The sequence below is a fragment of the Pseudomonas sp. BN411 genome (genome assembly GCF_029871235.1).
GTDB lineage: Bacteria > Pseudomonadota > Gammaproteobacteria > Pseudomonadales > Pseudomonadaceae > Metapseudomonas.
Genome location: NZ_SSOM01000067.1, coordinates 19,720 through 45,038, shown reverse-complemented (window position 1 = coordinate 45,038; position 25,319 = coordinate 19,720). Strand labels below are relative to the sequence as shown.

Here is a 25,319-nt window from a genome sequence, read left to right as displayed (position 1 = left end):
TTTCGGCCAATGGCGGCACCGGCCGAATCGGTAAAGTGGCGCACTGGATCAAGCGCAGGGGAGCGCATCGTGTCATTGGACGATATGAAGCGGCTGGTTCGCCAGCACATCGAGCTGTCATGGAACAAGGGTCGCCTGGCCCTGGCCGAGCAGCTGCAAAGCAAGGACTTCCTCTACAAGAGCTCCTTCATCAGCCGTCCCTTCACCAGCAACGGCTATAGCCAGATGGTGGCGAACATTCGCGACGCCATGCCGGACCTGGAAGTGGTGGTCGAGGAATGCATCGCCGAAGGCAACAAGGTGGTGACCTGGTGCACCCTGATCGGCAGCATTCAGAAGCCCGCCCTGGGCTATCCGCCCAGCGACAAGGTGCTGAGCATCTCGGCCATGGCCTTCTGGACCTTCAACAGCCTGGGTGAAGTGCAGGAGATCTGCACCATGTTCGATATGGAAAGCTTCCGCGCCCAGCTCGGTCTTTCGACCCAGCACCTGGCCGAGAAAGCCCTGCCCTGATCAGCGCTCGACGGCTTCTCGCAAGGAACCTAGAGATAGCCGTTGCTGCGGAACCAGGCGATGGTGCGTTCCAGGGTCACCTCCAGCGGCGTTTCGGCGACGAAGCCCAACTCGTGGCGCGCCTTGCTGCCATCGAGGAACTGTCCGCCCGCCATGACCGCGATGGCGGTGTCATTCAGCTTGGGCAGTTCGCCCGACAACCGGAATCTCAAGCGCCCGAGCACCGCCATGCCCTTGGCCAGCGCCAGCGGCATGGGTTCCGGCGGCTGTACGCCGAGCAGGTTGGCAATGCGTTCGGTCAACTCGGCCATCTCGATGTTCCGCCCGGTGAGCAGATAGCGCTCGCCCACCCGCCCCTTCTCCAGCGCCAGCAACAGACCGCGCCCGGCATCAGCGGCATCCACCAGGTTGCGCCGGCCGGGTACGTAGTGGGTCATCCAGCCTTGCGCCATGGCAGTGACGATGCGTCCGGTACTGGGGCCGACGTCGAATTCCCCCAGGCACATGCCGGGAATACCGATGATCACCGGCAGACCGCTGCGCGCCTGTTCGCGGGCCTGTTCATCCAGGGCCCACTTGCTCAGCAGATAGGGGTTCTTCCAGCGTGGCATCCCTTCATAGAACAGCCCTTCGTGGCCGGGCAGGCCTTCGGGGTGGCGCGGCAGGGCAATGGCCGCGCCGGTGTAGAGGATGCGCGGTACGTGGGCGGCGAGGCAGGCGGCATAGAAGTGGTTGGTTTCGTCGAGGGCGCTGGCGACTTCTTCCTGCCAGCGTCGCGGACGCTTCGGGTAGCTGGCAGCGCAGAAGATCACACCGTCCAGCCCACTGAGTGCGCGGGTCAGGCCCGCATGATCGAGCAGTTCGGCGGCCCGGCATTCGGGCTCCAGGTAGGACAGCCTTTCAATCCGTGAGGACGGCCGGTGAATCAGCACCAACTGGTGCCCCGCGGCCTTCACCGCCCGTGCCGTGTGATGGCCGAGCAGCCCTGTTGCTCCAAGTACGGCGATTTTCACTGCAACTCCTCATCCGTTGGAGATTCGCCGCCCCGGAGTGCCCGGGGTGGCGGCAAGCAGTCTAGAACGCGGGTTGCCGGGATGCCAGGCAGGCGCATCCGGCAACCGTGGCCTCAGCGTTGGCCCTTGGCTTGCTGGTACAGCGGCATCACCTTCGGAATGGCCGCCTGCAAGGACGACATGCGCGAGCTGGAGGACGGGTGAGTGCTCATGAACTCCGGCGGCGCGCCGCCGCCTGCCTGCTCCATCTTCTGCCAGAGCGTGATGGCGGCGTTCGGGTCGTAGCCGGCGCGCGCGGACAGTTCCAGACCGATCAGGTCGGCCTCGTTCTCGTTGGAACGGCTGTTGGGCAGGGTCATCAGGTATTCCACGCCCGCATTGGCCATCCCCAGGCCGGCCTGGCCGACGCCCAGCACGGAGCCGATCTGGTTGGCCATCTGCACGCCATAGGCCTTGGACATGGCTTCGCGGCTGTGCTCGCGCAGGGCGTGGGCGATTTCGTGGCCCATCACCGCGGCCAGCTCGTCGTCGGTGAGCTTGAGCTTATCGATCAGGCCGCTGTAGACGATGATCTTGCCGCCCGGGCCGCAGTTGGCATTGAGCTCGTCGCTGTCGATGACGTTGGCTTCCCAGGCCCACTGCGCCGCGTCCGGGCGGAAGGCCGGGGTCTGGGCGATCAGACGCTTGGCGATGGCGTCGACACGGCGGGCGTCGCTGCTGTTCTTGTCCAGCACACCCTTCTGCTGGGCTTCGCTCAAGGTCTGCTGATAGGACTGGGCGTACATCTGGTTGAGCTCGCCGGTCGACAGCATGCTGAACATGTACTGCTTGCGTTCGACGCCAACCGCTCCGCCGCTGGTGGTGTTGACGGCCTGGCATCCTGCCAGGAGAAGGGCCGCAGTCAGCCCGGACAGGTAAAACAGCTTGGCCATGGTGGCTCTCCATCGTTTCGCAAGGTCGGTAATCCTACGGCTGGCCCATGACCCGGGCAACCGCGTCGCATGTAGACAAGCCGGCGACGCTTTTATCTGCATCGGCGACTTAGGAAATTTCACAGTGCGGCCGATATACAGATTCACGGTGAATTTGCTTTTTCGGAGCCCACATGAAGTTCAGGTCCATTCAGTTCTCCATCGCAGCCCTGGCAGGGGCCAGCGTGCTGGCGGTGGTTGCCGCCCTGGTGCTCTACGCGCTGTTTTCCGGCGCCCGCACCCAGGAACTGGTGCAGCAACGCACCCAGGCGCTGCTCGAACAGGGCATCAAGGAACGCCTCGTGGCGCTCGCGCACTCCCAGGTCAGCCAGATTCAGCGCGAACTGGAGTATCCGCTGACCGTGGTGAAGGGCCTTGCCAGCACCAACCGCCTGATGGGCCAGACCGGCGCCGACGGGCAACCGGAACTGGGCCTGGTGCGCGAAGAAATGTCGCAGTTGCTTCGTGCCACCGTGACGGACAACCCGAAACTGCTGGATGCCTTCGCCGCCTGGGAGCCCAACGCCTTCGCTGGAAGTGACAGCGAGTACGCCGGGCGCAACGCCGAAGGCTTCAGCCAGGATGGACGCTTCATGCCCTGGTGGTACCGCAAGGCCGACGGCAGCCTGACCGTCGAGCCCATGGGCGACACACTGGAAAGCGAGAAAAAACTGGCCACCGGCATCCGCGAGGGCGAGTACTACCTGTGCCCGAAGGAAACACGCCGCCCCTGCATCGTCGACCCGGCGCCCTACGAGATGGGCGGAAAGATGGTCATGATGTCCTCGTTCAACGCCCCCATCCTGGTCGATGGCCAGTTCCGCGGTTCGGTGGGCGCCGACTTGTCGCTGGACTTCATCCAGGACCTGCTGCGTAACGCCGACCGCCAGCTTTACGATGGCGCAGGCGAACTGGCGCTGATCTCCGCCAATGGCCGCCTGGTCGCTTTCACCAAGGATGCCAGCAAGCTGGGTGAACCGGCCGACACGGCCATTCCGGGCGAGGCAATCAGGCAACTGGCGAGCCTGTCCGATGGCAAGCCCGTCTTCAGCACCGACGGTGAGCAGATCCAACTGCTGATGCCCTTCACCATCGCCGACACCGGGGTGCGCTGGACACTGTTCCTGCAACTGCCGCAGACAGCCGTGTATGGCGAACTCAAACAGCTGCAGACGGATCTGGCCGCCCAGCGCGACGCCGACATCTTCGGCATGACCCTGGTGGGCCTGCTGATCGCCGGTCTCGGCCTGCTGGTGATCTGGTTCGTCGGCTACGGCATCGCCCGTCCGCTGCGTCAGATGGTCGGCATGCTCGACGACATCGCCAAGGGCGACGGCGACCTGACCCAGCGCCTGCACAACAACCGCGCTGACGAGATGGGCGCCATCGCCGGCGGCTTCAACACCTTCCTCAGCAAGCTCCAGTCGATGATCAGCCAGGTGGTGACCTCGGTGCAGAAGGTCAGCGACTCCTCCGAGCACACTGCCGACATCGCCATCCGCACCAACCAGGGCGTGCAGAGGCAGTTGGCCGAAATCGAACTGGTGGCCACCGCCGTCCACGAGATGACAGCCACAGCCCAGGACGTGGCGCGCAACGCCACCCACGCGGCGGAAGCGGCCAGCCACGCCGACCAGGCGGCCAACCACGGCAAGCGCATCGTCCACAGCACCGCCGAAGCCATCAGCGCCCTGGCCACCGAGATCGGCCGCGCCGTGGGCGTGGTGCAGACCCTGGCCAAGGACAGCGAGAACATCAACGCCATCCTGGTGGCCATTCGCGGTATCGCCGAACAGACCAACCTGCTGGCGCTGAACGCGGCCATCGAGGCGGCGCGCGCTGGCGAGCAGGGCCGCGGCTTCGCGGTGGTGGCGGACGAGGTGCGCAACCTGGCGCAGAAGACCCAGCAGGCCACCGAAGAAATCCAGACCATGATCCAGCAACTGCAGCACGGCACCCGCGAAGTGGTGAAGGTGATGCAGGACAGCCAGGACAAGACCGACACCAGCGTGCAGCACGCCAACGAGGCCGCCCATGCGCTGGAGTCCATCACCCAGGCGGTATCGGTGATCAACGACATGAACACCCAGATCGCCAGCGCCGCCGAGGAACAGAGCGCGGTGGCCGAGGACATCAACCGCAACGTGATCAACATCGGCCAGGTGGCCAACGAGGTCGCCGGCGGCGCCGACGAGGCCTCCCAGGCCAGTGCGGAACTGACCAAACTGGCCGAGCAACAGCGGCGGTTGATCAATCAGTTCAAGGTCTAAGAACAAGCCCCTCTCACGAGGGGCTTGTTCTTTTGTAGGGGCGATTTCAATCGCCAAGCAGGCCGAAGGTCTGCCCTGCTGGCTCCGTGGGGGGCAGCCGAGCTGCCCTTGGCGAATGAATTCGCCCCTACAGCCTCAGGCCGGCGTCAGACACTCGGGCCCGTCGAGCTTGGGATCGTTCACCAGGGTGGCCAGGGCGCGTTCGCGCAATTGAGGACCGGGATTGGTCAGCAGTTCGAGCAATTGCATCGGCGTCGAGTTGGCGGCGAGCCAGAGGCGCTGTGCCTCTTCGTCCAGCACCAGCGGGCGGCGCATGTCGGCGACCGGCCGGGTGACCATGGCCAGGCTGAGGTATTCCATATCCCCCACCGGGTAGGCTTCCCAGAGTCCGGCCATGTAGAGGGTCCCGCCCTCGGCGCTGATCCAGTAGGGCCGCTTGCGCACGCCGCGCCATTCATAGAAGCCGTTGGCCAGGATCAGGCAGCGCCGCGAACGGAAGGCTTCGCGGAACATAGGCTGGTCGGCCAGGGTTTCGGCACGGGCGTGAGCAGGAGTCTTTGACAGGTCAGTGAGCCAGGCCGGGGTAAGCCCCCAGCGGGCCAGGTCAGCGCGGCGCTGCCCGTCCAGCTCGCGCAGCATCAGCACCCGGCCGCCCGGCGCAAGGTTCCAGTGCGGCTGGTGATCGGCGGGGAATCCGGGAAGGGCCGCCAGCGTGGGCGTCCAGCGGAACAGGGCGAAGCGTCCAGACATTGGGCAGCCAGTTCGGGTCGGGGATCAGCAGAGCAGAGTGCCGGGGTAACTGTCGGGCTCCTCGCCCGCCAGGGGTTGCGCGGCATTGTACGCGGCGATCAGCCCTCTGGCGCGTTCGGCGTCCTCGTCTTCGACCAGCAGGCCGAGCAGTCCGAACACCGGCAGCTCCCCGATGCCGCCCAGCAGATGGCCGCCGGCCAGGTATGCCTCCACGCCTTCGCTGGCCAGCATGCCCATGAGCAATTCCGCTTCGATCAGGTCCCTGGGCTCATAGATGCGCCGCATCAGTCATCCTCCCGACGAACCTCCAGATTCCACGCCCGGCCATCGGTCCAGAGCAGGAACAGGATGGGCCGGCAACACACCGGGCAGTCTTCGATGTACTGCTGGTCGCCACCGGAAAGGTCAAGCACGGCCTCGGCCGGCTCGCCGCAGTAGGGGCATTGATAGCCCTCTGTTTCCAGCATCCCCGCCTCCCGTGTGACTTGCCTGTATAATCGCCGGTCTACTTCAGGCTCCGTGCTGCGGGGCCTCCACCTACACCCAGCCGATTCCAGAACAAGAGTGACCAATGGGCGAATTTGAAGCCATCCGACCCTATGACGATGCCGAGGTCTCGACGGTGCTTTCGCGCCTGTTCGCCGACGACGCTTTCCTCGGCACCCTCACCCGCTATCGTTTCCCGAAGCTGGCGGGGCCGCTGGGCTGGCTCCTCAAGCCTGTTATAGCTCATCGGCTGCGTCGCGAGTTCGCCAGCATCGATTCCGTCGCCGCGCTGCAGGACCGCATCGAGCCCTATGTGGACAACACCATCGAGCGCGCCACCGACGGCGTGACCTACTCGGGTGTGGAACGCCTGAAGCCGGGCACCGCCTACCTGTTCCTGGCCAATCACCGCGACATCGTGATGGACCCGGCCTTCGTCAACTACGCCGTGTACCACGCCGGCCTGCCGACACCGCGCATCGCCATCGGCGACAACCTGCTGCAGAAGCCCTTCGTCAGCGATCTGATGCGCCTGAACAAGAGTTTCATCGTGCACCGCAACCTGGCCGGCCGCCGCGAGAAGCTGGCGGCCTTCCAATTGCTGTCGGCCTATATCAACCACTCGATCTGCAAGGACGGCCAGTCGATCTGGATCGCCCAGGCCGAAGGCCGCGCCAAGGACGGTGACGATCGCACCGATTCGGCGATCCTCAAGATGTTCCACATGAGCCGCAAGGACGAACCTTTCCCACAGGTGATCCGCGACCTGCACCTGATCCCGGTGTCCATCAGCTACGAGTACGATCCCTGCGACCAGGCCAAGGCCCGCGAGCTGCAGGTCCGCGCCAGCACCGGCAGCTACGCCAAGGCGCCAGGTGAGGACGACGCGAGCATTGCCCTGGGCATCACCGGCTACAAGGGCCGTGTGCACATCGCCTTCGGCAGCGAGATCGGCAGCGCCAGCGAAGACGCCAAGCAGCTGGCCCAGGAAATCGACAAGCAGATCCTCGGTGGCTACCGGCTGTTCCCCGTGCATTACCTGGCTTACGCCATGTGGAGCGAACGCGATCCCGAACTGCGCGTGCCGACGGCGGCCGAGGTATTCGGCGAGGATGAACTGGCCCGCGCCCAGGCCGAGTGGCAGAAGCGCCTGGGCGCCTGCCCGGAGGTACAGCGCCCGTACCTGATCCAGCAGTACGCCACCCCGGTGCGCAACCAGTACCGGATCAAGGCCGGGCTGCCGCTCTGATTCGCATCAAGGCTCGGCACAAAAGAAAACGGCGACCCGAAGGTCGCCGTTTTTCATTGCGGGCTCAGACCTGGGTACTGGCCCAGGAGACGCCGAGGGCCACGGCCAGGCTGAAGTAGCCGAAGGCATAGAAGAAGCGATTCAGGCGCTGCGCCGACTCATCCTGGACGGTGGGGCCGCCCACCCCTTCCAGCTCGCTTTCGGCGGCCAGACGGGCGATGGAGCGCTGCTCGCGCCAACGGGTAGCCAGCAGCACCCAGGCACCAGCACATGCAAAGAACAGGGCCAGGCCATTCACGACCTGGGCGGGGTGGGCCAGAAACATGGCCCAAAGCGCCTGCAGCGACATCTCAAACTCCGCTTCAGGGGGTGCAGCCGTGCACGCAACCTGCAAGACAAGGAACAGTCCACCCTGATTCCGGGCGGTTCTCGGGATGGCGCAAAGTTTACCGAACCGGCGGCTTCGCTGATGGACGTTCCGACGAATGCCGCCGCTGTCCGGCCGGAAACGAAAAAGCCCGGCACATGGCCGGGCTTTCTCGCTTGGCGTCCGCTTACTGCTGGGACAGGACCTGACCGATGGTCGGATCCTTGAAGGCGCGGGTCAGGGCATCGCTCAGCACATCGCTCACCAGCTTGGTGTTGGTCTGCTGGTTCGGCGCGGTGCCGAAGCGCTGGTTCAGCGAAGCACCGTACTTGCCGCTGTAACGACGGGCGCTGTTCTGCACATCGACACGGAAGCTGGCGCTGATGTTGGCCTCGGTCACGTAGGTTTCCTTGGGCGACTGGTACTTCAGGTCGGCCAGGGTCAGGGTCAGCTGCGGCGCGTTGTAGGCGTTGGGCGACGGGGTGAAGCCCAGCAGGCGCACGGCGGCCTCGGCTTCAGCCTGCAGGCGCGGCAGGATGTCCTGGCCCTGGACGCTGATGGCGCTGGTATCGGCGTAGATGCCGCCACGGGTGCCGAGCACCGGAGACGGACGACCGTCGGCGACGCGCACCACCACCGGCTGGCCCTGGCCAACCGGAGTCAGCGGGCCGGTGAGTTTGGGTTGCGGGCTGAGTTGCTGCGGGCTGAGGGCACAGCCGACGAGGGTCAGGCTGAGGGCGGCCAGCAGGCCAAGCAACGAGCGAGTCAGCATGCTTTTTCTCTCCAGGAATGAAAGCAAAACGGCCGGCAGTATAACCAGCCGACCCGGGTACTGACAGTGCGCCAGCCCCATGCAATATCAGACCGCCATCCGCATGCGCGGTTCCTGTCATGCCCCTGTCACGCCCCCATGGGATAAAGGCTTTGCCCTATTGGAGTAGCCCCGATGATCCTCTTCTGGTCCCTGTTCGCCCGCCGCCCGCAACGCCGCAGCTTCGCGCTGGTGGATCAAACCGGGATCTGCCGTGGCCTGCACCAGGGAATCGACCGTCCGGCCAGCGGCAATTGGGTCGAAGTCAGCGAAGCCAGCCTTGCCTGGCTCGACCAGCCCCTCCCCGCCAGCGCTCGCGTCGCACCGGTCGTCGGACAATCTTCGCGCCGCCGCGCGTTGGCAGCCTGACCGGCGGAAGAAGAAAAGTCACACCAAGCGCCCTATTCGCCCCATTTCATCGTTATAATCGCCCCCCGATTATAAGGTCGTCTCCTGATCGGGCCTCGCAACACCGCACCTCGCGCCAGCTTGGGCATCCGCACAGCCCCACAGAGAGCCGTCCACTTTTCGCGCTGCCACTCGTTGGCTTGCCGCATCCTTCCGCCCGTATTGCAAACGTTTGTTGCAGGGACGCACGCGTGGCAACGCGCGTGCAGACGGAAGCGGCTTGTCCGGGAGCAGGCGAATCTTTTGAGGTTCACGTCTCCAAAAGAGCGTGAGATGACGGTTTTTCACTACTTCACGAGAGAGTGGCGAGCAAATGGCGCAAAACGATTACGAAGCAGTGGACGTGTTGCTGGTCGGGGCCGGCATCATGAGCGCTACGCTAGCGGTACTGCTTAAAGAGCTCGATCCCGGCATCAAGCTGGAGATCGCAGAACTCCGGGAGTCGGGGGCGATCGAAAGCTCCAACCCCTGGAACAACGCAGGTACCGGTCATGCGGGCCTCTGCGAACTGAACTACACGCCCCAGGCGGCCGATGGCTCCATCGACATCAAGAAGGCCGTCAACATCAACGCCCAGTTCGAGGTTTCCAAGCAGTTCTGGGCCTACATGAGCGGCAAGAGCGCGTTCGGCTCGCCCAAGACCTTCATCAATGCTGTCCCGCACCTCTCCTTCGTGCGCGGCGACAAGGACACCGCCTTCCTCAAGAAGCGCTTCGAGCTGCTCAGTCAGCACCACGCCTTCAGCGAGATGGAATACACCGAAGACCGCGCCACCATGGCCAAATGGACGCCGCTGATGATGAAAGGACGCGATGCGTCCGAGAAGATCGCCGCGACCCGCGCCATGAACGGCACCGACGTCAACTTCGGCGCGGTCACCAATCAGCTGCTGCAGTATCTCGAAAGCCTGCAGGGCACTCGCGTCAGCTACTTCCAGAAGGTCACCGACCTCAACCGCACCGACAGCGGCTGGAAAGTCAGCATCAAGAACACCCAGAGCGGCGCCAGTCGCGAAGTATCCGCACGCTTCGTGTTCCTCGGCGCTGGCGGCGGCGCGCTGCCGCTGCTGCAGCTTTCCGGCATTGACGAGGGCAAGGGCTTCGGCGGCTTCCCGGTCAGCGGCCAGTGGCTGCGCTGCGACAACCCCGAAGTGGTCAAGCAGCACCAGGCCAAGGTCTACAGCCAGGCTGAAGTCGGTGCCCCGCCGATGTCCGTGCCGCACCTGGACACCCGCGTGGTCGATGGCAAGAAGTCCCTGCTGTTCGGACCCTATGCCGGTTTCACCACCAAGTTCCTGAAGCACGGTTCCTTCATGGACCTGCCGCTTTCGGTCCGCCCGAGCAACCTCCTGCCGATGCTCTCCGTGGCTCGCGACAACATGGACCTGACTCGCTACCTGATCAAGGAAGTGATGCAGTCCCAGGATCAGCGCCTGGATGCCCTGCGCAAGTTCTACCCGGACCTCGACCCGGCCGACTGGCGCCTGGAAGTGGCCGGCCAGCGCGTGCAGATCATCAAGAAGGACAACAAAAAGGGCGGCGTCCTGCAGTTCGGCACCGAACTGGTCTCCTCCGAAGACGGCAGCATCGCCGCACTGCTGGGTGCTTCCCCGGGTGCTTCGGTGACCGTCTCCATCATGCTCAACCTGATCGAGCGCTGCTTCGCCGAGCAGGCCCGTTCCGAGCAGTGGACGACCAAGCTGAAGGAAATCTTCCCGGCCCGCGAAAAGGCCCTGGAAAGCGACGCGGCCCTGTACCGCGACATCAGCGCCCGTTCCGACGCGGCCCTGGGCCTGACCAGCGTCAACACTGCGACCCAGAGCATCGCCTGAGTCCCAGCGTTGAGCTGAAAGAAACCGCCCTTCGGGGCGGTTTTTTATTGCCTGAGGCAGCGCTTTTTGTGGGAGCGAGCTCTGCTCGCGAACGCTCGTGTCCGTGAATTTTGTCCGCGCCAATGAAAAAGCCCGCTCTACGGAGGGTTTTTGTCAGCGACGTAGAGTGGGGCGGGCGGCGTTCCGCGAGCTTGCGATACCCATCAGCCTTGTCCGCATGGGTATCGCTCCGCTCCACCCATCCTACGGCTCTAGGGCCACCCCTGTGAATTGTGTCCGCGCCCATGAAAAAGCCCGCTCAATGGCGGGCTTTTTCAACAGCGGAAGGGATCAGCCGCGCGCGGCCTTGATCACTTCGATATAGGGCTCGGCCATGCGCTGATCCTGGATCAGGGCGATGAAGTCGTTGCCGTTTTCATCCTTGGCGTTGAGGTCGAAACCGGCCTCGATGAAGAAGCCGACGAAGCGCTCGAAATCGTCGATACGCAGGCCGCGATAGGCCTTGATCAGCTTGTGCAGCGAAGGCGGCGTGGAGTCGGCCGGCTCGACCGAGAGGAACAGCTTGATCGAGTCATCGGAGATTTCTTCGCCAATCACCTGCTTCTTGTCTTTACGCATCGCTCACATCTCTCGGGCCGGGTATCTCGGGGGCGGGCAGTTTACCCCCGCCCGGCCCCCACGCTCAACGCGGGCGTACCGCACCGCTGTGCAGGTCGGCCCAGACATGGCCATTGGGATAGCTGAGGAACTGGCAGTAGACCGGCCCATTGCGCAGCAAGTCGAGTACCGCCGCGTACTGCGCCATCGGGTAGTTCAGGCTGAGGATACGGGTCTGCGGGTCGTAGCTGGGCTTCTTCAGGCTCTTGCCTTCGCCGTCGAACTGGATCACCACCTGTCGCACGTCGGCGCCCTTGCTCAGCGGTTTGCCCTTCAGCCGCACCACAGCGGGCGAGGTGATGGGAATCGGTTGCTGGTTGGACTGGCGCTGGCTACCCAGCACTACCGCGTACTCGGTGATCTGGATCAGCTGTTGCAGCTCAGGCTGTTCCTGGCGCAGCGACAGGTCGTCCGGTGGCAGGAACTGCGCATGCATGGGGGTGTTTTCAGCGGCGCCTGCGGGCAGGCAGAGGATCAGCAGGAGAGCAGCGCCAAAGCGCAGGGGGGCGGACATCGAAAGCTCCAACAGCGAGGGAGCGCAGCACTCTAGCACGGCCCCGGGGCGCTCTGGCATACGACTCAGGTCAGTCCTGCGCGCCGCCGTCCCGCCCTATACTCGGCGGGTTGCCGCGAAGGAGCCGCCATGTCCGCATACCTCCCCCCTGTTTTCGCCGCCCTGCGCCAATCCCTGCGCGAGGGCTACAGCCTGGCGAACCTGCGTGGCGACCTGGCCGCCGGGGTGACCGTCGGCATCATCGCCATCCCCCTGGCCATGGCGCTTGCCATCGCCGTCGGCGTGGCGCCGCAGCATGGTCTCTACACGGTGCTGCTGGCGGCGCCGCTAATCGCCCTCACCGGCGGTTCGCGCTTCAACATTTCCGGCCCCACTGCGGCCTTCGTGGTGATCCTGCTACCCATCACCCAGCAGTTCGGCCTCGGCGGCCTGCTGCTCTGCACGCTGATGGCGGGGCTGATCCTCATTGCCATGGGCCTCGCGCGGCTAGGGCGGCTGATCCAGTTCATCCCCTATCCGGTGACGCTCGGCTTCACCGCCGGCATCGGCATCGTCATCGCCACCCTGCAAATCAAGGATCTGCTCGGCCTGCAGTTGGCCCATACGCCGCAGAACTACGTGGACCAGTTGTACCTGCTGGCCCAGGCGCTGCCGACCACACACCTGGGCGATACCCTGGTGGCCATTGCCTGCTTCGCGGTGCTGGTGATCTGGCCGCGCCTGGTACCCAAGGTACCGGGCCACCTGGTGGCGCTGGCCCTCGGCGCACTGCTCGGCCTGATGCTGGAGGTGCTGGGCCTGCCCGTGGCCACGCTGGGCGAGCGCTTCAGTTATGTGGTCGACGGCGTCAGCCATCCCGGTATCCCACCCTTCCTGCCCACCTTCGCCTGGCCCTGGCAGCTACCGGGGCCGGACGGCCAGCCACTGGGCCTGTCGTTCGAGCTGATCCGCCAGCTGCTGGCACCGGCCTTCGCCATCGCCATGCTCGGCGCCATCGAGTCGCTGCTCTGCGCCGTGGTGGCCGACGGCATGGCAGGCACCCGACACGACCCCAATGCCGAACTGCTCGGGCAGGGCCTGGGCAACCTGGTCGCCCCGCTGTTCGGCGGCATCACCGCCACCGCCGCCATTGCCCGTAGTGCCGCCAACGTACGCGCCGGGGCCCGTTCGCCCATCGCCGCCATCATCCACGCCGGCGTAGTGCTGCTGGCGATGCTGCTGCTCGCACCGCTGTTCAGCTACCTGCCGATGGCGGCCCTGGCGGCGCTGCTGCTGATGGTGGCCTGGAACATGAGCGAGGCACGGCACGTGGTGCACACCCTGCGCATCGCACCGCGCAACGATGTGCTGGTCCTGCTCACCTGCCTGGTGCTGACCGTGCTGTTCGACATGGTGCTGGCGGTGGGGGTCGGCCTGTTGCTGGCGGCCGGCCTGTTCATCAAGCGCATGAGCGACCTGACCGACGCCGCGCCCCTGCCCCGCCACTTCCATGAGGCGCTGAGCGAGCTGCCCGAACAGGTGCTGGCCTACGCCATTCGCGGGCCGCTGTTCTTCGGTGCGGCAGAGAAGGCCCTGAGCGTACTGCGCCGCTTCAACCCGGAAGTGAAGGTGGTGATCGTCGAGATGAGTGCCGTGCCCATGCTGGACATGACGGCGCTGGCGGCACTGGAAAACCTGCTGCACGACTACGGCCGACAGGGCGTCGGCCTGGTGCTGGTGGGTACGTCACCCAGGGTGCGGCTGAAGCTGCGCCGCGCCGGCGTGCATCGGGAGACGGGCCGATTGGCCTACGTAAAAACCCTGGAACAGGCCCGCGCCAAGGCGTTGCGATGGCTGGAGCCTGACGAGTCTCAGTTGAACAGCGAGGTCATCCAGGCCAGGTAATCCGCCACGCCTGCTTCACCCTCGCGGGGTGACCAGGCGGGCAATTCACCTTCGCCCACCGGACGATAAGGGCCCGCCTTGCATTCGAACAGGATGGTGTCCGGTTCCAGCACCACCAGCGCGTGGAAAACCCCCGGTGGCACGTCGACGCCAACGCAGTCACCAGCTGCCACGAGTTCACGCTGGTCGATCACCTTGCCGTCTTCGTCGAAGATCAACAGGCCCAGGCGTCCCTTGATCACCAGCAGGCTTTCCGCCTTGTCGGCGGACAGGTGACGGTGCGGCGGGATGTAGGTTCCGGGTTGCAGCCCCACCGCCATGCGATGGCAGGGCTCTTCCATGGCGTGGAAGTTGTGGTGCTGGCGTTTGCGCGGGCTCGCCGCTGACTTCTCGGCCAGTTCAGCGAACAAGGCCTGATCGAGGAAACGCGGCGAGCTCATGGCTTAGAGTCCCTTGACCGCGAAGATGCCCGCGGCGTTGCGCCAGTAGCCCTTGTAGTCCATGCCGTAGCCGAAGATGTAGCGGTCTTCGCAGGGCAGGCCCACGTAGTTGGCCTTCAGGTCCGGGCGGGCCTTGCGGTCGTGGGTCTTGTCGATCAGCACGGCGGTGTGCACGTTGGCGGCGCCCGCGTGTTTGCAGAAGTCGATGATGGCAGCCAGGGTGTGCCCCTCGTCGAGGATGTCGTCGATGATCAGGACATCGCGGTCGATGAAGGAAATTTCCGGCTTGGCCTTCCAGAACAGCTCGCCGCCGCTGGTTTCATTGCGGTAGCGGGTGGCGTGCAGGTAGGACAGCTCCAGCGGGAAGTCCAGCTTGGGCAGCAGCTTGCCGGCGAAGATCAGGCCGCCGTTCATGACGCAGAAAACCACCGGGTTGCGCTCGGCCAGTTCGCCGTTGATGGCTTCGGCAACCTGGGAAATGGCGGCCTCGACCTGGGCGTCGGTGTACAGGCAATCGGCTTCGGCCCTTACCTGGCGGATGTGTGCGAGATCGGCGGACATGGCAATTCCTCTGGATTCAGCGGGGAACATGCGCAGTTCCCGGTTAAAACTTGAGCAGGTCGTCAAGATAAAAGTCGGCAAAGGTACTCATCCGCCTGCCCCTGAGCAAGCCCCGACGGACGAGCGTCGACCATACTGCAGCAGGCTGCCGCCGCGTGTGACAGTTCCTTGCGTGACCGCGACATCAGTGCCGCGGACCCACCAGTCAGTGCAGCACAGCCTGTAATCAATGGATTAAGCTAACGCAATTTTTTTGCCAGCCCGCCGGAGAACCTTCCCATGCCCATCCGTGAGATCCGCCATCCGCTGATCCGCCACAAGCTCGGCCTGATGCGTCGCGCCGACATCAGCACCAAGAACTTCCGCGAACTGGCACAGGAAGTCGGCGCCCTGCTGACTTACGAAGCGACCAATGACCTGCCCCTGGAAAACTACGAAATCCAGGGCTGGGCCGGCACCGTGCAGGTCGAGAAGATCGCCGGCAAGAAGATCACCGTGGTGCCCATCCTCCGTGCTGGCATCGGCATGCTCGACGGCGTCCTCAGCCTGATCCCCGGCGCCAAGGTCAGCGCCGTGGGCGTAGCCCGCAACGAAGAAACCCTGGAAGCCCACACCTACCTGGAAAAACTGGCGCCGGAGATCGACGAGCGCCTGGCGCTGATCATCGACCCGATGCTCGCCACCGGCGGTTCCATGGTTGCCACCATCGACCTGCTCAAGCGCGCCGGCTGCAAGGAAATCCGCGCCATGGTGCTGGTCGCCGCGCCGGAAGGCATCAAGGTGGTCAACGATGCCCACCCGGACGTGATGATCTTCACTGCGTCCATCGATCAGAAGCTCAACGAGCACGGCTACATCATTCCGGGCCTCGGGGATGCCGGCGACAAGATCTTCGGCACCAAGCAGAAGGAAAACTGATCGATGAGCGACGAATTCAAGGACCCGCTCTGGCGCCAGGTCATCTCCGGCGCGCAGATGCTCTTCGTGGCTTTCGGCGCGCTGGTGCTGATGCCGCTGATCACCGGACTGGACCCGAACGTAGCGCTCTTCACCGCAGGTCTCGGCACCCTGCTTTTCCAACTGGTCACCGGCCGCCAGGTGCCGGTGTTCCTGGCGTCCAGCTTCGCCTTCATCACCCCGATTATCCTCGCCAAGGGCCAGTTCGGCCTGGCCGCGACCATGGGCGGGGTGGTGGCGGCGGGCTTCGTCTACACCTTCCTTGGTCTGGCCGTGAAGATCAAAGGCACCGGCTTCATCGACCGCCTGCTGCCGCCGGTGGTGATCGGCCCGGTGGTGATCTCCATCGGCCTGGCCATGGCCCCCATCGCTGCCAACATGGCCATGGGCAAGGGCGGTGACGGTGCCGAGCTGATCCCCTACGCCACCGCCATGTGGATCTCCATGCCGGCGCTGCTGACCACCTTGGTCGTCGCCGTATTCGGCAAGGGCATCTTCCGCCTGGTGCCGATCATCTCCGGCGTACTCGTCGGCTTTGCCCTGTCGTTCTGGTTCGGCGTGGTGGATACCGCGAAGATCGCCGCCGCCCCCTGGTTGGAACTGCCGAACTTCACCGCCCCCGAGTTCAACCTGCAGGCCATCCTGTTCATCGTCCCGGTGGCGCTGGCTCCGGCCATCGAACACATCGGCGGTGTAATTGCCGTGGGCAGCGTGACCGGCCGCAATTACCTGAAAACGCCCGGCCTGCACCGCACCCTGCTGGGCGACGGCCTGGCCACTTCGGCCGCCGGTCTGTTCGGCGGCCCGCCGAACACCACCTATGCCGAAGTGACCGGCGCGGTAATGCTGACCAAGAACTACAACCCGAAGATCATGACCTGGGCCGCCGCCTTCGCCATCGGCCTGGCCTTCATCGGCAAGTTCGGCGCCATCCTGCAGAGCATCCCGGTTCCGGTCATGGGCGGCATCCTCTGCCTGCTGTTCGGCTCCATCGCCGCGGTCGGCCTGAACACCATGATCCGCCACCAGGTGGACCTGGCCGAAGCCCGCAACCTGGTGATGGTTTCCGTGACCCTGGTATTTGGCATCGGCGGCATGCTGGTGGGCACCGGCACCGGCCAGGACGACTTCGGCCTGAAAGGCATCGCCCTTTGCGCCATCGTCGCGATCGCGCTGAACCTGATCCTTCCGGGGCACCAGACCTGGAAGCATCAAAGCGCGGACGACGCGCCGCATATCTGAGGCCGATCCCCAAAAAGCCCCGCAAATGCGGGCTTTTACATAGCGCTTTGCCGTTCAGGGATTCCCGTAGGATGGGTAGAGCGGAGCGAAACCCATCAAGTCGGAGTGATGGGTTTCGTTCCTCGCGGAACGCCGCCCGACCCATCCTACGTGGAGGGTTGTGCCTCGCGGAGCAGGCTGTCGTCCTGTGACTCCATCCCCCACTGCTGCAACCGCTTGAGGCTTTCACGATAGGGTTTGAGCCCGGCCCACAGCAGCAGCACCGAGCTGGCCACCGCAATGGTGGTAACGATCACCAGCGAATAGCGCAGGGCCTTGTCGTCAGCGAATACATAGTCGGTCACCAAGGCGACTGCGGTGGGACCGAAGCCCAGGCCGATCAGGGTGATGACGAACAGGTAGATGGCCGAAGCCTGGCCGCGCATGGCGTTGGGCATGATCTCCTGGATCGCAGCCGGCGCCACACCGAAGGGCATACTCAGGCAGAACACCGTGGGCGCCATCAGTACCGTGACCCAGAACGAATCGTCCAGCAGCGGAAACAGCACCACCAGCGGCAGCGCGCCCAAAGCGGCGAACAGGCCGACACGCATGTTGGCATCGGTCCGGCCGTGCTTGGCCATCCAGTCCGCCAGGCGCCCGCCGAAGACAATGCCTAGGCAACCGAACACCGCCACCAGGCTGCCGTAGATCACGCCGACCTGACCGGCATCCCAGCCATGTGTGCGGATATAGAAGGTAGGAATCCAGGCTGCACTGCCGTAGCCGGCGAAGGCCAGACCGGCGAAGCCGAAGTTATGGCAGACCACGGTGCGCCGATTGCTGTGCAGGTAACGGCCAACCTCCGCGAGGGGCACCACCACGCCAGCGCCGACGCCGCGTCGTTGCGGCTCCCGCACCGCCAGCATCAGCAGGGTGAAGAGCGCACCAGCGGCGCCGAGGGCCAGGAAGATCAGTTGCCAGGGTCGTACCTCGCCCAGCAACGGCAGATGCACATCGCCCTGCGCCGAGGCGAATTTGATCACCAGTCCGCCCAGCAGGAAGGCCAGCCCGGAGCCGAGATAAACACCCATGGAATAGACGCTGATGGCTGTGGCGCGACGTTCCTTGGGAAAGCTGTCGGCGATCAACGAATAGGCTGCCGGCGACAGCGCCGCCTCGCCCACGCCGACACCGATGCGGCAGAGCAGGAATTGCCAGTAGAGCCTGGCCATGCCACAGGCGGCGGTGGCGGCGCTCCAGAACAGCACCCCCACGGCGATCAGCCCACGCCGGCTACGGGTATCGGCCAGGCGCCCGAGCGGAATGCCGCAGACCGTATAGAAAAGCGCGAAGGAGAGGCCCATCAGCAGGCTCATCTGCGTATCGCTGATGACCAGGTCGCGGCGGATGGGCTCCACCAGCAAGTTGAGAATCTGCCTGTCGATGAAGGACAGCACGTACGCCACCATCAGGATGGCGACGGTGGTCCAGGCACTCAGACTCGAGGGATAGCCGTTGTTCTTGTTCTGCACTGGGCTCTCCTCGGCGCCGCCGGTGCGGCGCACGACGGTGGAAGGGAGATTCCAGCTTAGGTGGCCATGGACAGCCTGAATACCGAGGAAGGCGCCATATAGGCGGGCTGAATGCGATCCGTGCCCTTCGGCTAATGACTACCTCAGGAGGAGATCGTAGGAGCGAGCTCTGCTCGCGATGGAGCACCGGCTCACTCCTACATGGAAGGGCTCAGAGAGGCCGCACCGCGGTTTCGCACAGTTTCACCAGGGCCGACACCCACTGCGGATGGCTGTTCATGCAGGGCACCAGCACCAGCTCCTGGCCACCGGCTTCCTGGAACTGTTCGCTGCCGCGCTGGCCGATCTCCTCCAGGGTCTCGATGCAGTCGGCAACGAAGGCCGGGCACATCACCAGCAGCTTCTTCACGCCCTGCTTCGCCAGTTCATCCAGACGGGTTTCGGTATAGGGCTCGATCCACTTGTCCTTGCCCAGGCGCGACTGGAAGGACACCGACCATTGGCCAGGCTGCAGGCCCGCGCGCTCGGCGAAGGCTTCCGCAGTGCGCTGGCACTGGCTGCGGTAGCAGACCGCAAGGACCTCGTCGCTGACGCCACTGCTGTCCGGAGCACGCAGGTCGTGCTGCGGATCGATGTCCTTCACCAGCTTGCGGATGTGCCGCTCGGGCAGGCCGTGGAAGCTCAGCAGCAGGTGGTCGAAGCCCTGGTCCAGGTAAGGCTTGGCGCTGGCCACCAGGGCTTCCAGGTAATCCGCTTCGGCGAAGAAAGGGGGCAGCACCGATACCTCCAGCTTCAAGCCTTGCTCGCGGATCACCCGGCGAGCTTCTTCGATAGCCGTGGTGGTGGTGCTGTCGGCGAACTGTGGATAAAGCGGCGCCAGGGTCACGCGTTTGACGCCCTGCGCAGCCAACTTGCGCAACGCGCTTTCGATAGAGGGTTGGCCGTAGCGCATCGCCAGCTCCACCGGACCATGGGGCCAATGGGGAGCGATGGCGTCCTGCAACTCACGGCTGAGCACGATCAGCGGCGAGCCCTTCGGCCACCAGATGGACGAATAGGCGTGGGCCGACTGCGCCGGGCGCTTGATCAGGATCAGCGAGACCAGCAGGCGCCGAAGCGGCCAGGGCAGGTCGACCACATAAGGGTCCATGAGGAACTGGTCGAGATAGCTCCGCACATCCTCCACCTTGGTGGAAGCAGGGGAACCCAGGTTGACCAGCAACAGCGCGTGATCAGTCATCAAACATCCTTAGGCTTCAGCAGGTCGCCGAGCGCCATGTCCAGATCGGTGAATGCAAAGGTGAAACCCGCCGCCCTCAGGCGGGACGGCACCGCGCGCTGGCCCCCCAGCAACAGGCCGGACAGCTCGCCCAGCAGCAGACGCAGGACGAAGGCCGGCGCCGGCATGAAGGCCGGTCGCCCCAGCGCGCGCCCAAGGCTGTGGGCGAAGTCGCGGTTGCGGACCGGTTGCGGCGAGCACGCATTATAGGGACCCCGCGCATCGGTCCGCCGCAAGAGAAAATCCATCAGGGCGATTTGATCGTGCAGGTGCACCCAGGGCATCCACTGGCGGCCATTGCCGAGCGGGCCGCCCAGCCCCAGGCGGAAAGGCGGCACCAGGCGTTTGAGGAAACCACCATCGTGCGCCAGCACCAGACCGGTGCGTACCAGCACCACGCGGATGCCAAGGGCTTCGGCACGTTGCGCGGTCTCTTCCCAGGCTACGCAGAGCTGGCTGGCAAAGTCATCGGTGATGGGCGAGGAGTCTTCGGTCAGCTCCCGCTCGCCCCCATCGCCATACCAGCCAACCGCCGAGCCGTTGAGCAGCACCTGCGGCATCTGGTCGCGCTTTCCCAGCCATTCCAGGAGCTGCTCCGTGAGCGTGATGCGACTGCCCCAGAGTTGTGCTTTGCGCTTGTTGCTCCAGGGCCGTTCGGCAATGGGTTCGCCGGCCAGATTGATGACGGCGTCCAGCGGTTCTTCGCCATAGTCGGAAAACTGTCCGATACCACGCACCGTACGACCGCACAGGCTGGCCACGCTCTGCGGCCGGCGACTCAGCACGGTAAGCTGATGCCCATCCGCCAGCCAGCGTTGGCAGAGTGCCCGACCGATCAGACCAGTACCGCCGGTCAGCAATATGTGCATGGCATCCTCCTCGCATGGCGCTAAGTGCGGATATCGCCCTAGTCTGGTTTATGACGTTCCGACGTGCCCCGGATCGGGCCACGCACCGTCAGAAATTCAGAAGTCCGCGATTGGAACCGATCAACCTGTACAGCGCTTGAAAGTTGTACAGGTCTTGTCTAAAGCGTAGCCTGAAGCCATAGGTAACGAGGTAGACCATGACTGCACCTATCGCCATCATCGGTACCGGTATTGCCGGCCTCTCCGCGGCCCAGGCGCTACATGCGGCTGGGCAGAACGTAGAGCTCTTCGACAAGAGCCGCGGCAGTGGCGGACGCATGGCCAGCAAGCGCAGCGACGCCGGTTCCCTGGACCTTGGCGCGCAATACTTCACTGCCCGCGACCGCCGCTTCGCCGAAGTGGTGCAGCAATGGCGCGATCGGGGCTGGGTGGCCGAGTGGTCGCCAAGCCTCTACAACTTCAGCGAAGGTCGCCTGCTGCCCTCCCCTGACGAGCAGATCCGCTGGGTCGGCACGCCCCGCATGAGCGCCATCACCCGCGCCCTGCTCGGCGCCCTGCCGGTGAACTTCGGCTGCCGCATCACTGAAGTCTTCCGTGGCGAGCGCCACTGGGGCCTGCAGGATGCCGAGGGCCTCAGCCACGGTCCGTTCAGCCATGTGATAGTCGCCACCCCGGCGCCCCAGGCCACCGCCCTGCTGGCTGCCGCGCCCAAGCTGGCCGGCGCTGCCGCAAGCGTCGCCATGGACCCCACCTGGGCCGTGGCCATGGGCTTCAGCGAACCGCTGGATACTCGCGTCGAAGGTTGCTTCCTGCAGGACAGCCCGCTGGAGTGGGTCGCTCGCAATCGCTCCAAGCCCGGCCGCGAATCCAGCCTGGATACCTGGGTCCTGCATGCCACCAACGCCTGGAGCAAGCAGCACCTGGACCTGCCCAAGGAGACCGTGATCGAACACCTCCACGGTGCCTTCGCCGAAACCATCGGCTGCGCCGTGCCGGCCCCGAACTTCAGCCTGGCCCATCGCTGGCTCTACGCCCGGCCCAGCCAGGCGCACCAGTGGGGCGCCCTCGCCGATGCCGACCTCGGCCTCTATGCCTGTGGCGATTGGTGCCTGTCCGGTCGGGTGGAAGGTGCCTGGCTCAGTGGCCAGGAGGCTGCCCGTCGCCTGCTGGAGCACCTGTAACCGCTATCCGCCTGGCACGAAATCCCGCTCTCGAAATGGACGGCCCTTTGGCCGTCCATTTGCGTTTAACGCCTCCACTCCAACCTCAGCCGCCCCTCCTGTCCAGAACTTGTACAAGTCATTTGACTTGTACAAGTTTGCCTCTATGATTTCCATAAACCTATACACGAATCGATCGCTGTATAACTCCTGTCCAGGCATCCCTCCATGTTCATGCCGTTCGAGCTGCAGCAGCGCCCCAAACTGGGCATCAGCGCCTGCCTTCTCGGCGACCCTGTGCGCTACAACGGCGGACACAAGGAGTCGCGGCTGTGCAGCCATAGCCTGGCGAATCACTTCGATTTCGTTCCCCTTTGCCCGGAACTGGCCATCGGTCTGGGCGTCCCCCGCGAGCCCATCCGCCTGGTAGGCGAACCGGCCGCCCCACGTGCGATGGGCGGCCCCCAACGCAAGCAGGACCACACAGAGGCATTGGCCGAGCTCGGCGAGATCATGGCCGGGCAGCTCGCCGATATCAGCGGCTACATCTTCATGCAGAAGTCGCCTTCCTGCGGATTGGAACGGGTCAGGGTCTATCAGGCCGACGGCCACGGCATCGACAGTGGCGGCCGGGGTATTTTCGCCCGTGCGTTCTGCGCCCGGCGCCCGGACCTTCCGGTCGAAGAAGACGGCCGTCTCCACGACCCGGTGCTGCGGGAGAACTTCCTCACTCGTGTCTACGCCCATGCGCAGTGGCAGCAGCTGTGCAGCGAGGGCCTGACGTACAAGGCGATCATCGCCTTCCACTCCCGCTACAAGTACCAGCTGATGGCCCACGATCCGCTGCAGTACAAGTCCCTCGGCCGCTTGCTCGGCAGCCTCGGCGAATACCCTGCAGAGGAGATCGGTCCGCGCTACTTCTCGATGCTGATGGCAGCCCTGAAGAAGTGCGCCACCCGCGGCACCCACAGCAATGTGCTGCAGCACCTCAGCGGCTACCTCAAGGCTCACTTAAGCCGCGCCGAGAAGGCAGAACTCCAGCGCCTGATCGAGCAGTACCGCACGGGCGTGATTCCGCTGGTGGTGCCGATCACCCTGCTCAAGCATCACTTCAACGGCCACCCGGATCGCTACATCGCCCAGCAGGCCTACCTGCAGCCACATCCGGAAGAACTCAGTCTGCGCAACGCCCTCTAGCCATGGACACGCCGAACGACACCCCACGGACGAACGACTATCAGGCCGCCATGGGTCGGGGCCTGTTACCTATCCGCGAGGTAGCGCGCCAGACCGGCGTCAATCCGGTGACCCTGCGCGCGTGGGAACGTCGTTACGCTCTGGTGGTGCCACTGCGCACCGGCAAGGGTCACCGCCTTTACAGTCGGGAGGATGTGGCGCGCATCCGCCTGATCCTCGCCTGGCTGGACCGCGGTGTCGCCGTCAGCCAGGTCAAGGCCCTGCTCAAGGACCAGGCAGTGCCCGCCGCTCTCGACGCGTCCCCCTGGGAAGAACAGCGCCAGCACCTCCAGGAAGCCATCGGCAACCTCGCCGAACGTCAGCTCGACGAGCGCTTCAACGCCGCCGTGGCGCTCTATCCACCGCAAACCGTCTACCTCCAGTTGCTGCGCCCCCTGCTGGAAGCCCTGGAGCAGCGCTGGCGTGGTCAATTCGGCGGCCAACTGGAGCGCGTGTTTCTGCACTCCTGGCTACGCACCAAGCTCGGCGCACGGCTCTACCACAACAACCGCCAGCACAGCGGGGCACCGATACTGTTGATCAACCTCTCGGAGCTGCCCATGGAGCCTGGCCTCTGGCTCACCGCCTGGCTTGCCAGCAGTGCCGACTGTGCAGTGGAAGTCTTCGATTGGCCGATCCCGGCCAGCGAACTAACCCTTGCCGTGGCACGCATCCAGCCACGCGCCCTGCTGCTCTATTCCAGCCAGCCACTCGGCTCCGGCCAGTTACCCCGACTGCTGGCCGGCCACCCCTGCCCTTGCCTGCTGGGCGGCCCCGCCGCGGCCATCCACCAGGCCGAACTCGACTCCGACGCCATCGCGGCCGAAGGCCCGTTGGACGTCCTGCAAGCCCTTTCCGACCTGGGCTTGCTGCACAACGACTGAAGGAACACGCCATGCGCCAACTCATGTGGTTCCGTACCGACCTGCGCGTTCAGGACAACACTGCCCTGCACGCTGCTCTCACCACCGGTCCGACCATCGCCCTCTACCTCATCAGCCCCGGCCAGTGGCGAGCCCATGACGATGCGCCGGCCAAGGTGGACTTCTGGCTACGCAACCTGGCGGAGCTGGCCTGGGCGCTGGATCGGCTGAACGTGCCGTTGCTGATCCGCCAGGCCGATACCTGGGCCGATGCTGCAGAGGTGGTGCGCAATCTCTGCCATGAATTCGATGTCGGTGCGGTGCAGGTCAACGAGGAATATGGCGTCAACGAAACCCGACGCGATCGAGCAGTGGCCGAACGTCTGGCAGCGGACGGCATCGTCCTGCGCAGCCACCTCGACCAGTTGTTCTTCCGCCCCGGCAGCGTGCTGACCCAGTCCGGGAGCTATTTCCAGGTCTACAGCCAGTTCCGCAAGGTCTGCTACCAGCGCCTGCACACCGCCCTGCCAAGCTGCCTGCCGCCGCCCAAGGCGCAGGAGGAGCTGGACATCCCCAGCGACGGACTGCCCGTCGCAGTGGATGGTTTTTCCGTTCCGCCGGAAAGCCTGCGCCAGCTCTGGCCGGCTGGCGAAGAGGCGGCCCTGGAGCGATTGGAGACCTTCGCCCTCGAAGAACTCTGGTGCTATGAAGAACGCCGCGACTTCCCGGCCCAGCCCGGCACCAGCCAGCTCTCGCCCTACCTCGCCGCTGGCGTGCTCTCCCCCCGCCAGTGCCTGCACGCGGCGCTTCGCAACAACCAGGGAGAATTCGATAGCGGCAGCCCGGGCGTTGTCTGCTGGATCAACGAATTGCTCTGGCGCGAGTTCTACAAGCACATCCTGGTCGGATTTCCCCGCGTCTCGCAGCACCGCCCCTTCCGCCGGGAAACGGAAGCCCTGGCCTGGCGCAAGGCCCCGGAGGAACTGGAAGCCTGGCAGCAGGGGCGCACCGGCATCCCCATCGTCGACGCCGCCATGCGCCAGTTGCTGGCCACCGGCTGGATGCATAACCGCCTGCGCATGGTGGTGGCCATGTTCCTCACCAAGAACCTGCTGATCGACTGGCGCGAGGGCGAGCGCTGGTTCATGCGCCACCTCATCGACGGCGACCTCGCGGCGAACAACGGCGGCTGGCAATGGAGTGCGTCCACCGGCACCGATGCGACGCCCTACTTCCGCATCTTCAACCCCATCAGCCAATCGCAGAAGTTCGACCCGGAGGGTCACTTCCTGCGCCACTGGCTGCCGGAACTGGCACATCTGGACCAGCGGGATATCCACAACCCGGCGGGCCTCGGCGGACTGTTCGGTGTGGAGGGCTACCCGGCGCCGCTGGTGGACCTCTCCGCCAGCCGTGAGCGGGCATTGGCGGCCTTCAGGAATCTGGCGGAACGGGAAGTGTGACGAGCCCGCGC

Annotated in this window: 26 protein-coding genes; 12 read left to right on the top strand and 14 right to left on the bottom strand. The window is 64.9% G+C overall.

Annotation, left to right across the window (positions count from 1 at the left end):
- Nucleotides 1-69: 69 nt before the first annotated feature.
- Nucleotides 70-513, top strand: a complete 444-nt coding sequence (locus tag E8F06_RS12875) for a ketosteroid isomerase-related protein (protein WP_190830680.1) — start codon at nucleotides 70-72, stop codon at nucleotides 511-513.
- A gap of 29 nt (nucleotides 514-542) precedes the next feature.
- Here the strand turns inward: E8F06_RS12875 and E8F06_RS12870 are convergent, their stop codons facing one another.
- On the bottom strand, nucleotides 543-1,526 hold the full coding sequence (locus E8F06_RS12870) for an NAD-dependent epimerase/dehydratase family protein (protein WP_280367685.1): 984 nt from the start codon (nucleotides 1,524-1,526) through the stop codon (nucleotides 543-545).
- Between the two features lie 113 nt (nucleotides 1,527-1,639).
- Nucleotides 1,640-2,458, bottom strand: a complete 819-nt coding sequence (locus E8F06_RS12865; RefSeq protein ID WP_280367683.1) for a M48 family metallopeptidase — start codon at nucleotides 2,456-2,458, stop codon at nucleotides 1,640-1,642.
- Between the two features lie 173 nt (nucleotides 2,459-2,631).
- Between E8F06_RS12865 and E8F06_RS12860 the strand changes: the two genes are divergently transcribed.
- Nucleotides 2,632-4,767: a methyl-accepting chemotaxis protein gene (locus E8F06_RS12860; RefSeq protein WP_280367681.1), complete on the top strand. Its 2,136-nt coding sequence runs from the start codon at nucleotides 2,632-2,634 to the stop codon at nucleotides 4,765-4,767.
- A gap of 135 nt (nucleotides 4,768-4,902) precedes the next feature.
- Here the strand turns inward: E8F06_RS12860 and E8F06_RS12855 are convergent, their stop codons facing one another.
- The 3 genes from E8F06_RS12855 to E8F06_RS12845 are packed head-to-tail and all read right to left on the bottom strand — an operon-like array spanning nucleotide 4,903 to nucleotide 5,984.
- A complete protein-coding gene (locus tag E8F06_RS12855; protein WP_280367679.1) occupies nucleotides 4,903-5,517 on the bottom strand; it encodes an SOS response-associated peptidase in 615 nt (204 codons plus the stop codon).
- A 24-nt stretch (nucleotides 5,518-5,541) separates the two neighbouring features.
- Nucleotides 5,542-5,802, bottom strand: a complete 261-nt coding sequence (locus E8F06_RS12850; protein ID WP_190830670.1) for a DUF2007 domain-containing protein — start codon at nucleotides 5,800-5,802, stop codon at nucleotides 5,542-5,544.
- Nucleotides 5,802-5,984 carry a CPXCG motif-containing cysteine-rich protein gene (locus tag E8F06_RS12845; protein WP_280367676.1) on the bottom strand — a complete coding sequence of 61 codons (183 nt, stop codon included), beginning with the start codon at nucleotides 5,982-5,984 and terminating at the stop codon, nucleotides 5,802-5,804. Before E8F06_RS12845 ends, E8F06_RS12850 begins: the two co-directional genes overlap by 1 nt.
- 104 nt (nucleotides 5,985-6,088) lie before the next feature.
- Here E8F06_RS12845 and E8F06_RS12840 point away from each other — a divergent pair, with 104 nt between their 5' ends.
- A complete protein-coding gene (locus E8F06_RS12840) occupies nucleotides 6,089-7,252 on the top strand; it encodes a 1-acyl-sn-glycerol-3-phosphate acyltransferase (RefSeq protein WP_280367674.1) in 1,164 nt (387 codons plus the stop codon).
- Between the two features lie 64 nt (nucleotides 7,253-7,316).
- Here the strand turns inward: E8F06_RS12840 and E8F06_RS12835 are convergent, their stop codons facing one another.
- Together E8F06_RS12835 and E8F06_RS12830 are read right to left on the bottom strand one after the other, a co-directional pair.
- Nucleotides 7,317-7,601, bottom strand: a complete 285-nt coding sequence (locus E8F06_RS12835; protein ID WP_280367671.1) for a hypothetical protein — start codon at nucleotides 7,599-7,601, stop codon at nucleotides 7,317-7,319.
- A gap of 205 nt (nucleotides 7,602-7,806) precedes the next feature.
- Nucleotides 7,807-8,391, bottom strand: a complete 585-nt coding sequence (locus E8F06_RS12830) for a YajG family lipoprotein (protein WP_280367668.1) — start codon at nucleotides 8,389-8,391, stop codon at nucleotides 7,807-7,809.
- Between the two features lie 174 nt (nucleotides 8,392-8,565).
- On the opposite strand from E8F06_RS12830, the gene E8F06_RS12825 reads away from it, so the two are divergent.
- A complete protein-coding gene (locus E8F06_RS12825; RefSeq protein ID WP_280367667.1) occupies nucleotides 8,566-8,799 on the top strand; it encodes a hypothetical protein in 234 nt (77 codons plus the stop codon).
- 352 nt (nucleotides 8,800-9,151) lie between these two features.
- The gene (gene mqo / locus E8F06_RS12820; protein WP_280367666.1) at nucleotides 9,152-10,669 is read left to right on the top strand and encodes a malate dehydrogenase (quinone); all 1,518 of its coding nucleotides are present in this window, start codon (nucleotides 9,152-9,154) and stop codon (nucleotides 10,667-10,669) included.
- A gap of 330 nt (nucleotides 10,670-10,999) precedes the next feature.
- On the opposite strand, the gene E8F06_RS12815 is transcribed toward mqo, so the two are convergent.
- Both E8F06_RS12815 and E8F06_RS12810 read right to left on the bottom strand, forming a co-directional pair.
- Nucleotides 11,000-11,287, bottom strand: coding sequence for a PA4642 family protein (locus E8F06_RS12815; protein ID WP_280367665.1), 288 nt, complete (start codon nucleotides 11,285-11,287; stop codon nucleotides 11,000-11,002).
- 64 nt (nucleotides 11,288-11,351) lie between these two features.
- Nucleotides 11,352-11,840 carry a hypothetical protein gene (locus tag E8F06_RS12810; RefSeq protein ID WP_280367663.1) on the bottom strand — a complete coding sequence of 163 codons (489 nt, stop codon included), beginning with the start codon at nucleotides 11,838-11,840 and terminating at the stop codon, nucleotides 11,352-11,354.
- Nucleotides 11,841-11,969: 129 nt separating this feature from the next.
- On the opposite strand from E8F06_RS12810, the gene dauA reads away from it, so the two are divergent.
- Entirely contained in the window at nucleotides 11,970-13,724 is a 1,755-nt protein-coding gene (gene dauA, locus E8F06_RS12805; RefSeq protein WP_280367661.1) for a C4-dicarboxylic acid transporter DauA, read from the top strand.
- Here the strand turns inward: dauA and E8F06_RS12800 are convergent.
- The gene (locus E8F06_RS12800) at nucleotides 13,691-14,164 is read right to left on the bottom strand and encodes a WbuC family cupin fold metalloprotein (RefSeq protein ID WP_280367660.1); all 474 of its coding nucleotides are present in this window, start codon (nucleotides 14,162-14,164) and stop codon (nucleotides 13,691-13,693) included. The genes dauA and E8F06_RS12800 overlap by 34 nt on opposite strands.
- Before the next feature lie 3 nt (nucleotides 14,165-14,167).
- Nucleotides 14,168-14,725, bottom strand: coding sequence for a hypoxanthine-guanine phosphoribosyltransferase (locus E8F06_RS12795; protein ID WP_280367658.1), 558 nt, complete (start codon nucleotides 14,723-14,725; stop codon nucleotides 14,168-14,170).
- 279 nt (nucleotides 14,726-15,004) lie between these two features.
- Between E8F06_RS12795 and upp the strand changes: the two genes are divergently transcribed.
- A complete protein-coding gene (upp, locus tag E8F06_RS12790; protein WP_028629936.1) occupies nucleotides 15,005-15,643 on the top strand; it encodes a uracil phosphoribosyltransferase in 639 nt (212 codons plus the stop codon).
- Between the two features lie 3 nt (nucleotides 15,644-15,646).
- Complete coding sequence (locus tag E8F06_RS12785) at nucleotides 15,647-16,924, top strand: uracil-xanthine permease family protein (RefSeq protein ID WP_280367656.1); 1,278 nt, start codon at nucleotides 15,647-15,649, stop codon at nucleotides 16,922-16,924.
- 146 nt (nucleotides 16,925-17,070) lie between these two features.
- Here E8F06_RS12785 and E8F06_RS12780 read toward each other — a convergent pair whose 3' ends face one another.
- The 3 genes from E8F06_RS12780 to E8F06_RS12770 form a co-directional block, all read right to left on the bottom strand.
- Nucleotides 17,071-18,438, bottom strand: coding sequence for an MFS transporter (locus E8F06_RS12780; RefSeq protein ID WP_280367653.1), 1,368 nt, complete (start codon nucleotides 18,436-18,438; stop codon nucleotides 17,071-17,073).
- Between the two features lie 211 nt (nucleotides 18,439-18,649).
- Nucleotides 18,650-19,678, bottom strand: a complete 1,029-nt coding sequence (gene hemH / locus E8F06_RS12775; RefSeq protein WP_280367650.1) for a ferrochelatase — start codon at nucleotides 19,676-19,678, stop codon at nucleotides 18,650-18,652.
- On the bottom strand, nucleotides 19,678-20,586 hold the full coding sequence (locus E8F06_RS12770; RefSeq protein ID WP_280367649.1) for a TIGR01777 family oxidoreductase: 909 nt from the start codon (nucleotides 20,584-20,586) through the stop codon (nucleotides 19,678-19,680). The genes hemH and E8F06_RS12770 overlap by 1 nt, the downstream gene beginning before the upstream one ends.
- A gap of 197 nt (nucleotides 20,587-20,783) precedes the next feature.
- Here E8F06_RS12770 and E8F06_RS12765 point away from each other — a divergent pair, with 197 nt between their 5' ends.
- The 4 genes from E8F06_RS12765 (at nucleotide 20,784) to phrB (ending at nucleotide 25,308) form a co-directional block, all read left to right on the top strand.
- Nucleotides 20,784-21,767 carry an NAD(P)/FAD-dependent oxidoreductase gene (locus E8F06_RS12765; protein ID WP_280367646.1) on the top strand — a complete coding sequence of 328 codons (984 nt, stop codon included), beginning with the start codon at nucleotides 20,784-20,786 and terminating at the stop codon, nucleotides 21,765-21,767.
- A 207-nt stretch (nucleotides 21,768-21,974) separates the two neighbouring features.
- Nucleotides 21,975-22,943 (top strand): DUF523 and DUF1722 domain-containing protein, encoded by a 969-nt coding sequence (locus tag E8F06_RS12760; RefSeq protein WP_280367644.1) that lies wholly within the window; start codon nucleotides 21,975-21,977, stop codon nucleotides 22,941-22,943.
- 2 nt (nucleotides 22,944-22,945) lie between these two features.
- Nucleotides 22,946-23,866 (top strand): MerR family transcriptional regulator, encoded by a 921-nt coding sequence (locus E8F06_RS12755; protein WP_280367642.1) that lies wholly within the window; start codon nucleotides 22,946-22,948, stop codon nucleotides 23,864-23,866.
- 11 nt (nucleotides 23,867-23,877) lie between these two features.
- Entirely contained in the window at nucleotides 23,878-25,308 is a 1,431-nt protein-coding gene (gene phrB / locus E8F06_RS12750; RefSeq protein ID WP_280367639.1) for a deoxyribodipyrimidine photo-lyase, read from the top strand.
- Nucleotides 25,309-25,319: the final 11 nt, after the last annotated feature.

Bases quoted from the DNA above. Each gene is read 5' to 3' on its own strand.
- upp (WP_028629936.1), top strand. From the start codon at position 15,005: ATGCCCATCCGTGAGATCCGCCATCCGCTGATCCGCCACAAGCTCGGC.
- E8F06_RS12760 (WP_280367644.1), top strand. From the start codon at position 21,975: ATGTTCATGCCGTTCGAGCTGCAGCAGCGCCCCAAACTGGGCATCAGC.
- E8F06_RS12810 (WP_280367663.1), bottom strand. From the start codon at position 11,840: ATGTCCGCCCCCCTGCGCTTTGGCGCTGCTCTCCTGCTGATCCTCTGC.
- E8F06_RS12865 (WP_280367683.1), bottom strand. From the start codon at position 2,458: ATGGCCAAGCTGTTTTACCTGTCCGGGCTGACTGCGGCCCTTCTCCTG.
- E8F06_RS12845 (WP_280367676.1), bottom strand. From the start codon at position 5,984: ATGCTGGAAACAGAGGGCTATCAATGCCCCTACTGCGGCGAGCCGGCC.
- E8F06_RS12765 (WP_280367646.1), top strand. From the start codon at position 20,784: ATGACTGCACCTATCGCCATCATCGGTACCGGTATTGCCGGCCTCTCC.
- E8F06_RS12815 (WP_280367665.1), bottom strand. From the start codon at position 11,287: ATGCGTAAAGACAAGAAGCAGGTGATTGGCGAAGAAATCTCCGATGAC.
- E8F06_RS12860 (WP_280367681.1), top strand. From the start codon at position 2,632: ATGAAGTTCAGGTCCATTCAGTTCTCCATCGCAGCCCTGGCAGGGGCC.
- E8F06_RS12855 (WP_280367679.1), bottom strand. From the start codon at position 5,517: ATGTCTGGACGCTTCGCCCTGTTCCGCTGGACGCCCACGCTGGCGGCC.
- E8F06_RS12825 (WP_280367667.1), top strand. From the start codon at position 8,566: ATGATCCTCTTCTGGTCCCTGTTCGCCCGCCGCCCGCAACGCCGCAGC.
- E8F06_RS12850 (WP_190830670.1), bottom strand. From the start codon at position 5,802: ATGCGGCGCATCTATGAGCCCAGGGACCTGATCGAAGCGGAATTGCTC.
- E8F06_RS12830 (WP_280367668.1), bottom strand. From the start codon at position 8,391: ATGCTGACTCGCTCGTTGCTTGGCCTGCTGGCCGCCCTCAGCCTGACC.
- mqo (WP_280367666.1), top strand. From the start codon at position 9,152: ATGGCGCAAAACGATTACGAAGCAGTGGACGTGTTGCTGGTCGGGGCC.
- E8F06_RS12840 (WP_280367674.1), top strand. From the start codon at position 6,089: ATGGGCGAATTTGAAGCCATCCGACCCTATGACGATGCCGAGGTCTCG.
- E8F06_RS12795 (WP_280367658.1), bottom strand. From the start codon at position 14,725: ATGTCCGCCGATCTCGCACACATCCGCCAGGTAAGGGCCGAAGCCGAT.
- E8F06_RS12770 (WP_280367649.1), bottom strand. From the start codon at position 20,586: ATGCACATATTGCTGACCGGCGGTACTGGTCTGATCGGTCGGGCACTC.
- E8F06_RS12835 (WP_280367671.1), bottom strand. From the start codon at position 7,601: ATGTCGCTGCAGGCGCTTTGGGCCATGTTTCTGGCCCACCCCGCCCAG.
- hemH (WP_280367650.1), bottom strand. From the start codon at position 19,678: ATGACTGATCACGCGCTGTTGCTGGTCAACCTGGGTTCCCCTGCTTCC.
- phrB (WP_280367639.1), top strand. From the start codon at position 23,878: ATGCGCCAACTCATGTGGTTCCGTACCGACCTGCGCGTTCAGGACAAC.
- dauA (WP_280367661.1), top strand. From the start codon at position 11,970: ATGTCCGCATACCTCCCCCCTGTTTTCGCCGCCCTGCGCCAATCCCTG.
- E8F06_RS12755 (WP_280367642.1), top strand. From the start codon at position 22,946: ATGGACACGCCGAACGACACCCCACGGACGAACGACTATCAGGCCGCC.
- E8F06_RS12785 (WP_280367656.1), top strand. From the start codon at position 15,647: ATGAGCGACGAATTCAAGGACCCGCTCTGGCGCCAGGTCATCTCCGGC.
- E8F06_RS12800 (WP_280367660.1), bottom strand. From the start codon at position 14,164: ATGAGCTCGCCGCGTTTCCTCGATCAGGCCTTGTTCGCTGAACTGGCC.